Origin of the sequence: Cupriavidus gilardii (assembly GCF_013314895.1) — a bacterium.
Taxonomy (GTDB): domain Bacteria; phylum Pseudomonadota; class Gammaproteobacteria; order Burkholderiales; family Burkholderiaceae; genus Cupriavidus; species Cupriavidus gilardii_C.
Map to the genome: position 1 here is coordinate 100,457 of NZ_JABTYE010000019.1, position 10,688 is coordinate 111,144.

9 protein-coding genes are annotated in these 10,688 nt (G+C 69.7%); 6 read left to right on the forward strand and 3 right to left on the reverse strand.

Annotation, left to right across the window (positions count from 1 at the left end; genetic code table 11):
* The first annotated feature begins 2 nt into the window (after positions 1 to 2).
* A complete protein-coding gene (locus tag HTY53_RS18540; RefSeq protein ID WP_149316207.1) occupies positions 3 to 1,055 on the forward strand; it encodes a bifunctional UDP-4-keto-pentose/UDP-xylose synthase in 1,053 nt (350 codons plus the stop codon).
* A 20-nt stretch (positions 1,056 to 1,075) separates the two neighbouring features.
* Positions 1,076 to 1,966, forward strand: coding sequence for a polysaccharide deacetylase family protein (locus HTY53_RS18545; protein ID WP_174107968.1), 891 nt, complete (start codon positions 1,076 to 1,078; stop codon positions 1,964 to 1,966).
* 33 nt (positions 1,967 to 1,999) lie between these two features.
* Here HTY53_RS18545 and HTY53_RS18550 read toward each other — a convergent pair whose 3' ends face one another.
* Complete coding sequence (locus HTY53_RS18550) at positions 2,000 to 4,420, reverse strand: heavy metal translocating P-type ATPase (protein WP_174107969.1); 2,421 nt, start codon at positions 4,418 to 4,420, stop codon at positions 2,000 to 2,002.
* 255 nt (positions 4,421 to 4,675) lie between these two features.
* Positions 4,676 to 5,107 carry a VOC family protein gene (locus HTY53_RS18555; RefSeq protein WP_174107970.1) on the reverse strand — a complete coding sequence of 144 codons (432 nt, stop codon included), beginning with the start codon at positions 5,105 to 5,107 and terminating at the stop codon, positions 4,676 to 4,678.
* Positions 5,108 to 5,359: 252 nt separating this feature from the next.
* Here HTY53_RS18555 and HTY53_RS18560 point away from each other — a divergent pair, with 252 nt between their 5' ends.
* On the forward strand, positions 5,360 to 5,848 hold the full coding sequence (locus HTY53_RS18560; protein ID WP_174107971.1) for a hypothetical protein: 489 nt from the start codon (positions 5,360 to 5,362) through the stop codon (positions 5,846 to 5,848).
* A gap of 35 nt (positions 5,849 to 5,883) precedes the next feature.
* On the opposite strand, the gene HTY53_RS18565 is transcribed toward HTY53_RS18560, so the two are convergent.
* Positions 5,884 to 6,321: an H-NS histone family protein gene (locus HTY53_RS18565; RefSeq protein WP_174107972.1), complete on the reverse strand. Its 438-nt coding sequence runs from the start codon at positions 6,319 to 6,321 to the stop codon at positions 5,884 to 5,886.
* Between the two features lie 443 nt (positions 6,322 to 6,764).
* Between HTY53_RS18565 and HTY53_RS18570 the strand changes: the two genes are divergently transcribed.
* The 3 genes from HTY53_RS18570 to HTY53_RS18580 all read left to right on the forward strand — a co-directional run bounded on the left by HTY53_RS18570 (position 6,765) and on the right by HTY53_RS18580 (position 10,503).
* Positions 6,765 to 8,975: a cation:proton antiporter gene (locus tag HTY53_RS18570; protein ID WP_174107973.1), complete on the forward strand. Its 2,211-nt coding sequence runs from the start codon at positions 6,765 to 6,767 to the stop codon at positions 8,973 to 8,975.
* A gap of 278 nt (positions 8,976 to 9,253) precedes the next feature.
* A complete protein-coding gene (locus HTY53_RS18575) occupies positions 9,254 to 10,117 on the forward strand; it encodes an NAD(P)-dependent oxidoreductase (RefSeq protein ID WP_174107974.1) in 864 nt (287 codons plus the stop codon).
* 227 nt (positions 10,118 to 10,344) lie between these two features.
* Positions 10,345 to 10,503 (forward strand): DUF3309 domain-containing protein, encoded by a 159-nt coding sequence (locus HTY53_RS18580; RefSeq protein ID WP_006577307.1) that lies wholly within the window; start codon positions 10,345 to 10,347, stop codon positions 10,501 to 10,503.
* Positions 10,504 to 10,688 lie beyond the last annotated feature (185 nt).

The following is a 10,688-nucleotide window of genomic DNA, read 5'->3' on the forward strand; positions in this document are numbered from 1 at the left end:
CCATGAAGAAAGTCCTGATCCTCGGCGTCAATGGTTTCATCGGCCACCACCTGACGCGACGCATCCTCGAAACCACGTCGTGGGAAGTCTATGGCATGGACATGTCGACGGCCCGCCTCGGCGAGCTGGTCAACCATCCGCGCATGCATTTCTTCGAGGGCGACATCACCATCAACAAGGAATGGATCGAGTACAACATCCGCAAGTGCGATGTGGTGCTGCCGCTGGTGGCGATCGCCACGCCGGCGACCTACGTGCGGCAGCCGCTGCGGGTGTTCGAACTGGACTTCGAGGCCAATCTGCCGATCGTCCGCGCCGCGGTCAAATACCGCAAGCACCTGGTGTTTCCGTCGACGTCCGAGGTCTACGGCATGTGCGGCGACGAAGCCTTCGACCCCGAGTCGTCGCCGCTGGTCTACGGGCCGATCAACAAGCCGCGCTGGATCTACGCCTGCTCCAAGCAGCTGATGGACCGCGTGATCCACGCCTACGGCATCGAGCAGGGCCTGAACTACACGCTGTTCCGGCCGTTCAACTGGATCGGACCGGGACTGGACTCGATCTTCGAATCGAAGGAAGGCAGCTCGCGCGTGGTCACGCAGTTCCTCGGCCATATCGTGCGTGGCGAGCCGATCCGGCTGGTTGACGGCGGCGCGCAGCAACGCGCCTTCGCCGATATCTCGGACGGCATCAGCGCGCTGATGCGGATCATCGAGAATCCCGGCGGCATCGCCAGCGGCAAGATCTTCAATATCGGCAACCCCGGCAATGTGCATTCGGTGCGCGAGCTCGCCGAGATGATGCTGCGGATGGCTGCGGACTACCCCGAGTACGCAGAAAGCGCGCGCCATAGCCGCATCCTGGAGACCTCGTCGGGCGAGTTCTATGGCAAGGGCTATCAGGACGTGCAGCACCGCGTGCCGAAGATCGACAACACGATGCAGGAGCTCGGCTGGCAGCCGACGGTCACGATGGCCGAATCGCTGCGCCGGATTTTCGAGGCCTATCGCGAGAAGGTGATCGAGGCCCGCACGCTGGTCGATTCCGGCAACTAGGCCGACGACGCAAGAGAGCAATGGCCACGATCGCCCTGAAGGTCGACGTCGACACGCTGCGCGGCACGCGCGAAGGCGTGCCGAAGCTGATCGCGCTGCTGCGCGCGCACGACGCCCGCGCCACGTTCCTGTTCAGCCTGGGCCCCGACCATACCGGGTGGGCACTGCGGCGCGTGTTTCGGCCGGGCTTTTTGCGCAAGGTCTCCCGCACTTCGGTGGTGTCGCACTACGGCCTGCGCACGCTGATGTATGGCGTGCTGCTGCCCGGCCCCGACATCGGCCTGCGCGCCGCCGACGCGATGCGGGCGGCGCGCGACGCCGGACACGAATGCGGCATTCATACCTGGGACCACGTCTACTGGCAAGACCATGTGCGCTCGCGCGATGCCGAATGGACGCGCGCGCAGATGCGGCGTGCCTGGCAACGCTTCGAAGCGGTGTTCGGCGAGCCACCGTCGACGCACGGCGCCGCCGGCTGGCAGATGAATGCGGAAGCGTTCCGCCAACTCGACGATTGGGGCCTGCGCTATGCATCGGATGGCCGCGGCGCCGAGCCCTATGTGCCGGTGCTCGACGGCGCGCCGTGCCGCCACGTTCAGCTGCCGACCACGTTGCCGACGCTGGACGAATTGATCGGCGCCGACGGCATCGACGAGGGCAACGTGCACGAGGCCCTGCTGGCGCGCACCGAGGACGGCCGCCACCATGTCTTCACGCTGCATGCGGAACTGGAGGGCGGCAAGCTGGCGCCGGTGTTCGAGCGCTTGCTGCAAGGGTGGCGCCGCCAGGGCCATCGGCTCGCGCCGCTGGCGGCGCTGTACGAACAGCTCGATCGCGCCCGCCTGCCGCATTGGCCGCTGGCCTGGGGCACGGTCCCCGGGCGCAGCGGCGAACTGATCGTGCAGCGCTGAAGGGGCTTTCTCGAGGCCGGAGAGCGCCGTCGCTCAGCGCAGACGCCCCGCCAGCCGCAGCCCGTTGAACACCACCAGCAGGCTCGCCCCCATATCGGCGAACACCGCCATCCACATTGTGCCGAGGCCCGCCACGGTCAGCGCGAGGAACACCGCCTTGATGCCGAGCGCCAGCGCGATATTCTGCGTCAGCACTGCGCCGGTGCGGCGCGACAGCCGGATAAAGGCCGGGATCTTGCGCAGGTCGTCGTCCATCAGCGCGACGTCGGCGGTCTCGATCGCGGTGTCGGTGCCGGCCACGCCCATGGCGAAACCGATGTCGGCACGCGCCAGCGCCGGCGCATCGTTGATGCCGTCGCCGACCATGCCGACGCGGCCATGCTTCGCGCCCTGGCTCGTCGCCGTCTGCGCCGTCAGCGCCGCGACGGCCTCGGCCTTGTCCTCCGGCAGCTGATTGCCGCGCGCCTCGTCGATGCCGACCTCCGCCGCGATGGCTTGCGCGGTATGCGGGTTGTCGCCCGACAGCATCATCGTGCCGACGCCAAGTGCATGCAGTTCGGCGATGGCGTCGCGGCTGTTCTGCTTGACGGTGTCGGCGACCGAGAACAGCGCCTGCACGCCGGCATTGGCCGCGCCTGCATCGCCGCCGGCCAGCAGCACCACGGTTCGGCCCTGGCGTTCGATCGCCTCCAGCCGCGCCTCCAGCGCTTCGGAGCACAGCCCCATCTCGTGGATCAGCCGATGGTTGCCGAGCCAATACTGGTGGCCGCCGACCTTGCCCGCGACGCCGCGGCCCGGCAACGCCTCGAAGTCCTGCACCGCAAGCGGTTCGATGCCATCGCGCCGCGCCGCCGCGGCGACCGCTGCCGAGACCGGATGGTCCGAACGCGCCGCCAGGCTGGCCGCGATCGCGCGGGCCTCGTCCGGCGCGCCTGGCAGCAGCGCGTAATCGATCTGCTGCGGCCGGCCGTGCGTAATGGTGCCGGTCTTGTCCAGCGCCAGCCAGCGCAGCGACTTGCCCTGCTCCAGATAGACGCCGCCCTTGATCAGGATGCCGTGGCGCGCGGCCGCGGCCAGCGCGCTGACGATGGTCACCGGCGTGGAGATCACCAGCGCGCAGGGGCAGGCGATCACCAGCAGCACCAGCGCCTTGTAGATCCACTCGAGCCACGCACCGCCGGCCAGCAACGGCGGCAGCACGGCGACCAGCAGCGCGATGACGAAGATCGTCGGCGTGTAGATGCGGGAAAAGCGGTCGACGAAGCGCTGGGTCGGCGCGCGGCTCGCCTGCGCGGCCTCGACCGCATGGATGATGCGCGCCAGCGTCGAGTCCGAAGCCGGCGCGGTGACTTCGTATTCGAGCTCGCCGGTCTGGTTGATCGAGCCGGCGAACAGCAGGTCGCCGGCCTGCTTGTCGACCGGCACGCTTTCGCCGGTGATCGGCGCCTGGTCCAGCGCCGACTGCCCGCGCAGCACGCGGCCATCGAGTGCGACCCGCTCGCCGGGCCGCAGCCGTGCGACCGCGCCGGGCGACACGCTGCCCGCCGGCACCGCCAGCCAGGCGCCGTCGGGCTGCAGCACGGTGGCCTGCTCCGGCGCCATCGCCATCAGGCCGCGGATGGCGTGGCGGGCGCGGTCCAGCGAGGCCGCCTCGATCCGCTCGGCCAGCGCGAACAGCACCATCACCATCGCCGCCTCGGGCCAATGGCCGATCAGCAGCGCGCCGGTCACCGCGATGCTCATCAGCGCATTGATGTTCAGATTGCGGTTGCGCAGCGCGATCCAGCCCTTGCGGTAGGTGCCCAGGCCGGCCAGCGCGATCGCGGCGAGGGCGCAGGCGGCGGGCAGCCAGGGCGTCGCCACGGAGAACCACTCGGCAAGCTCGGCGGCCAGCGCCGCGACCCCGCCCAGCGCCAGCGGCCACCACGACGTGGCCGGTGCCGGCGCGGCTTGCGCCGCCGACGGAGAGCCACCGCCGTGCGCGGCCAGCGGCTCGGCGTGCATGCCGACGCTGGCGATCGCCGCCACCAGCGGCTGCTCGGAATCCAGGGTGTGATGCACGGTGAGGATCCGCTGCATCAGATTGAACTGCAGGCCCGCCACGCCCGGCATGCCGCCCAGCTTGCCGCGCAGCAGCGCCTCCTCGGTCGGGCAGTCCATCGCCTCGATGCGAAAGCGCGCGGTGCGGGCGCCGGCCGGTGCCGCGGTTTGGACCGGCGGCGCCAGCGCGACGGCGCCGCAGGCGCTGCCGCAGCAGGAGGACGTCGACGCGGGAGAGGAAGCCGGCGCGGCATGGCCCGCGTGGCGATGATCGCTGCGGCCATCGTCATCATGGCCATGATCGTGGCCGTGGCCGTGGTCACGATCGCGGTCGTGATCGTGATGGCGGCCGTGATCGTGGTCGCAGCAGGAGGAAGGGGCGGGAGATTGGGTTTCCGGCGAGAGGCGGGCCATCGAACGGTTCCGTGGGCTGTGGCGCTGGATGGCATTGAACAGCCTGTAGCGGCTACAGGGTCAAGCCACCCTGCCTGTGGCGCGGTCTATTCCTGAAGTTCGTGCCCGAATGCGGCCCCTTCTTCCGCCCTTCTTCCGCCCTTCTTCCGCCGCTTCCGCAGCTTCCGCAGCTTCCGCAGCTTCCGCAGCTTCCGCAGCTTCCGCACCTTCCGCCCCAGCTCCAGCCGCGCCTCCCGCCGCCGGCATTGCCTCAGCTCAATGCGTCACGTTGACCATCCAGTTCAGCCCGAAGCGGTCCTGCAGCATGCCGAAGCCCTCGGACCAGAAGGTCTTCTGCATTGGCATCATCACGCGGCCGCCCTCGGACAGCGCGTCGAACCACTGGCGCGCCTGGTCGAGCGTCGGTGCGACGATCGACAGGCTGAAGCCCGCAAAGGCCTCGGGCGGCGCGCCCGGCATGCCGTCGGAGGCCAGGATCTCGCTCTGGCCGACCGTGACGCTGGCATGCATGATCTTGTCGTCCCAGCCGGCCGGCAGCGGCGGCTGGGGGTCGCCCGTTTCGCCTTCCTCGGCCGGCATCTCGCTGAAGCGCATCATCATGTTGACCTTGGCGCCGAGCGCCTTGCCGTAGAAGGCCAACGCCTCCTCGCAGCGTCCCCCGAAATAGAGATAAGGCTGTATCTGCATGTCCGTCTCCTGGGTCGATCGTGTCGATGAATGGATGGCGGCACCGGTGCCGTCGCGTCGGCGCCGCGGCCCGCGGTCGTACCGCAAGGGCGCAGACATTATGCGCCGCTGCACCGCTGCCAGCCGCTGCGAGCGGCTGCGAGCCATGGCGAGCCGCTGCCTTGCAGCTTTGTCATGTTGCCGTCAGGATCGCGTCCGCGGACCAGCGGTTACAATGCGGCCTGACCGTCAGCGTGGCAGCCGCCGCAGTGCGTGCCGCGCACCTTCGAACGGTCGTTCCCTTTCCAACCTTTTGTCCACCTTGCCGATCCGCTCGTGAACCGTCTGCCGCAACGCCTCCTGCTGTCTCTCGCCATGCTCGCCCTGCCGCTGCCGGCAATCGCCGGCACGGCGAAGCTGACGTGCGGCGCCGCGCAGACCACCGCGGCCACGCCGCTGATGAGCCGGCACGCGGCGCTGAAGCTGCAGGCCGAAGCGGAACTGTTGGGACGCGACCAGGCCGGCTGCCTCGGTGCGGACAAGGAGCGGGACACGGAAGACGATGCCGCCAGCGGCCATGCCGCCGACGGCGAAGACCGCCACACGCGGTATTCCGGCGGCGCAGCCATGTGCCCCATCGTCGCCGTGCTGCCTGGGCTGGAACTGAGCCAGTATCGCCACATGCCGCCGCGCTCGCCGCTCGGCACGCTGGCCGGGGCTTCCGCGGACATGCTGTTGCTGCAGCCTCGGGCACGCTGCTGACCGGACCCGGCGGCATCGAGCCGCCGCGAGGTCGATCAGCTGACGCGATAGAACTCGGGCGTCTGTCCAGCGTTGACCGCGCGCTGCAGCCAGTCCGGCATCTCGCCGGTGCCATCCCAGCACTGACCCAATGCATTGCGATAGAGCACGCCGCCCTGCTGCGAAGGGGTGGCGGCCTGGCCGTCGCCGCCTGCCGCACTGGCCTTGGGCCCAGGCGTGGGCGTCGGTGTCGGTGTCGGCGTCGGCGTCGGTGTGGGCGCAGGGGCGGGTGTGGCCGAGCCTGCGGGAGCCGGCGCCGCCGCGGGCGCCGGGCTCGATGCCGGGGTGCCAGCGGCAGCGGCGCGGACAGACCTGGACTTGGCGTCGGAGAAACATCCGGCGGCCACCAGATCGTCCAGCGACAGGCCATAACGATCCATCTGCGCGCGCACCCAGGCGGCCGCGGCTAGTCGGGCTTCATCGAACTCGGACATGGCGTTTTCGTGCACGCTGCCGGCCAGAGGCGGTCGACAGGCTGGGAGGACAACAGAAGGACTCGGCAGAGCCGGTCTCGAACACCGCGATTCTACAGGCTCGGCGGCGATACTTCCGGCCTGCGCGGCAAAACGACAGGGGTACGGCGACGATCTTCAATTTCCGACAGCGATGGTGGCAATTGGAAATCGCAGGGCCCAGCGTCTGATTGACCCGCGCGCGGTCACCACGTACCGCGGGGTCGGCCAAGGCGCCGGCTCGCTTGTCTTTCCGATCGGCGCGTGCCGGGCAGCAGCGCACGGCACAGCGGCCTTGAATTGCGCCCGGCCTTCGCGCTAAGGTCGAGCCTCTTTCGCCGCAAGCAGGATCGCTTCGTGTTTTCGCCATTCCCCATCCCTCTCCCGCGTCGGTGCCATGCCGCGCGCGCCGGGAGCGCCCCCCCATGAACATCGTCGTCGATGTGCTGATCCTGCTCGGCGCGCTGCTCGCCATCGTGGCGGTGGTGCAGGTCGCCGCGGCGAGGCTGCGGCTGCCCGAATCGACGCTGCTGTCGGCCATCGGCATCGCCATCGGCGCGGGCTACGTGGCCATCGATGCGACGCTGCCCGAATTCGCCGAGCATTTCCTGCATCCGCTGATCGATCCGTCGCTGCCGCCGGAAGCCTATCTATGGATCTTCCTGCCGCCGCTGCTGTTCCATGCGGCCCTGACCGCGGATGTGCGCAGCATGCTGCCGGACGCGGCGCCGATCCTGCTGCTGGCCGTGGTGGCGGTGGTGGTGGCCACCGGCGTGATCGGCGTGGTCACCGCGGCGGCCAGCGGCATGAACCTGGTGGTCTGCCTGCTGCTCGGCGCGGTGGTCGCCACCACCGATCCGGCCGCGGTGATCGCGATCTTTCGCGATGTCGGCGCGCCGGCCCGGCTGATCCGGCTGGTCGAGGGCGAGAGCCTGCTCAACGACGCCGCCGCGATCGCGCTGGTCGGCGTGCTGATCGCGATGCTGACCGGGCACGGAGCCGAAGCGACGTTGGCCGCGGGTCTTGCCGAACTGGCCTGGGCCTTCGGCGGCGGGCTGCTGTGCGGGCTGATCGCCGGCCGGCTGCTGGCCGAACTGCTGCCCGGGCTGGCCGGCCTGGCGGTGGCCGAAGCCGCGCTGACGCTGGCGCTGCCCTACCCGCTCTATCTGCTGGCCGAACAGCTGCTGCACGTGTCCGGCGTGGTCGCCGTCGTCTGCGCCGGGCTGACGCTGGGCGCGCTGGGCCCGACCCGGCTGAATCCGCCGAACTGGCGGCACCTGCGGATGATCTGGGAACAGTTCGCCGGCATCGCGGGCGCGGTGGTGTTCCTGCTGGCGGCGGTGCGGGTGCCGGCGCTGCTGCAGGGCGTCACGCCGCACCACGGCTGGCTGCTGCTGGCCTTGGTGGCGGCCGCGCTGCTGGCGCGCCTGGCGACGCTGTTCGGTCTGCTGCCGCTGCTGACCTGGCTGCGCCTGTCCGCACCGATCGATTCGGCGTACAAGCTGGCGATCGCCTGGGGCGGGCTGCGCGGCGCGGTCACGCTGGTGCTGGCGCTGGGCATCGCCGAGAACCGCGCGCTGCCGCTGGAGACCCGCCATTTCGTCGCGATCCTGGCCACCGGGTTCGTGCTGGTCAGCCTGCTGGTCAACGGCACCACGCTGCGCTGGCTGATCCGCAGGCTCGAACTGGACGTGCTGTCGCCGCAGGAACTGGCGCTGCAGCGCCAGGCGATCCGGCTGTCGACCGAGGAGGTCGAGAACGCGCTGGATCGCCTCGCCGACAGCTTCGGCCTGCCGCCGTCGGCCGCGCGCGAGGTCGCTGCGCATTACCGGCGCGACATCGAACTGGGCTCGGCCGATTTCGATTTCGACAGCGCGCTGTCGGAGCGGGCGCGGCTGTCGATCGGCCTGGTCACGCTGGCCACGCGCGAGAGCGAGCTGATTCCCGAGTACGGCAACGGCGTGGTGTCGGTCGCCAATCTCGACGCGATGATGCGCAACACCGCGCAGATGATCGACGCCGCGCGCGAGCAGGGCCGCATCGGCTACAACCGCGCCGCGCGCCATATCCTCGACTACCAGAAGAGCTTTCGCATCGCGCTGTTCCTGCACCGGCGCCTGTCGATCGACCGGCCGCTGGCGCGCGTGCTGGCCGACCGCTTCGAGCTGATGATCGTGCGCCAGACCGTGCTGCAGCGGCTGCGGCAATACAACCGCGCGATGCTGTCGCCGGTGTTCGGCGCGCGCATGGCGACCGTGCTCGACGGCGTGCTCGAGGACCGCTTCCGTGCCGCCGAGCAGGCGCTGCAGGAAATGCGCGAGCAATTCGGCAGCTATACCGTCGCGCTCGAGAAGCGGATGCTGATGCTGTTCGCGCTGCGCAAGGGCCAGCACGAGCTGCAGTCGATGCGCGAGGAAAACGTGATCTCGCGCGAGGCGTACCACCAGATCGCGCGGGCGATCCGGCAGGCGTGGGAAGCCAATCTGGCGCGGCCGCCGTTGCGCGGCAGCTTCGGCGACGGGGCACGCACGCGGCCGCCGCCCGCCGCGGTGCCGACGCCGCGCGCGCCGGGCGAGGTCGCGCGGGCCGATCTCGATGGGGACGAGGCAGGGGCTTCGGGAATCGATGGGCGGTAGCCCTGGACAAGAGCTTGCGCTGCCCTCTCCCCCAGCCCCTCTCCCGCCCGGCGGGAGAGGGGAGCCTGCCAGCGGCATTGGAAGGACCCGGGGCACTTGCATATGCTCTCCCCTCTCCCGCTTGCGGGAGAGGGGCTGGGGGAGAGGGCGAACCACGCCCGTATACTCATGCCGCTGGCGCGCCGCGCATCCTGATCCGGTGCCCCGCCCCACGCGCCAACGCAGCGCGTCTCACCGATCTTTCCTTCCACATTCGATAACAACACGGAGTAGCAGTCATGCGTGTCGCATTCCTCGGCCTCGGCGTCATGGGCTTTCATATGGCCGGCCATCTGGCCGCCAAGGGTCATCAGGTCACGGTCTACAACCGCACCGCGAGCAAGGCCCAGGCCTGGGTCGAACGCTTCGGCGGCCAGTCGGCCGCCACGCCCGCACTGGCCGCGCGCGATGCCGAGCTGGTCTGCAGCTGCGTCGGCAACGACGACGACCTGCGTGCGGTGCTGACCGGGCCCGATGGCGCCTTCCACGCGGCGCCGGCCGGCTGCATCTTCGTGGACCACACCACCGCCAGCGCCAACGTGGCACGCGAACTGTACGAGCAGGCCAACGCGCGCGGCCTGCATTTCCTCGATGCGCCGGTGTCCGGCGGCGAGTCCGGCGCGCAGAACGGCGTGCTGACGGTGATGTGCGGCGGCGACGAGGCGGTGTTCGCGCGCGCCCAGCCGGTGATCGCGGCCTTCGCCCGTGCGGTCACCCGCATCGGCGGTGCCGGCGCCGGGCAGCTCGCCAAGATGGTCAACCAGATCGCGATCGCCGGCCTGCTCGAAGGGCTGTCCGAGGCGATCGCCTTCGGTCAGCGGGCCGGGCTCGACATGCCGCTGGTGCTGTCGGTGATCAGCAAGGGCGCCGCCGGCTCGTGGCAGCTCGAGAATCGCGGCCCCACCATGGTCGAAGGCAAGTTCGACTTCGGTTTCGCCGTCGACTGGATGCGCAAGGATCTCGGCCTGTGCCTGGACGAGGCCCGCCGCAACGGCGCTACGCTGCCCGTCACCGCGCTGGTCGATCAGTTCTACGCAGAGCTGCAGCGCGAGGGGGGCGGCCGCGACGATACCTCGTCGCTGATCCGGCGCCTGCGCGACTGAGCCGTCGGGACGAATCGGCGCGCGAGGGCTGCGGTCGGACGGCTTGCGCGTCGTCCGATTCCTACATGGCTTTCAGCGCCGGTCCGGGTGGGAGGCCGTTGGCGCGGGTCTATCGTTGAAGCAACCGGGAGCGGACCCCGAGGCGGCCGGAAAGCGCCAAGGGGTGGCACGGTACTGAAGACCAACGAACAAACCCGCCAGGCTAGCCCTCGGCAAAGGAGCCTCCCATGACTCTAGGCACCATTCTCCTGATCGTGCTGATCATCCTGCTGATCGGCGCGCTGCCTTCGTGGCCCTACAGCAGCGGCTGGGGCTACTGGCCCAGCGGCGGGCTCGGCCTGATCCTGCTGATCGTGATCGCGCTGGTTGTCATGGGCAGGTTGTAGCGCGAGGCGGCATCGCCGTAACGGTATGCCTTGCCGCCGCCTTGTTTGGGGACAGGGGGCGACGGGAAGGTGAAAAGGCGGTCGAAAGACCGCCTTTTCTTTTGGTGCTGACCCGTCCTGAATACGGTTGACACTTTTCCTGCCGAGATTGGGAGAGTGCTGTGGAGAGGGAACGGAAGCGAACG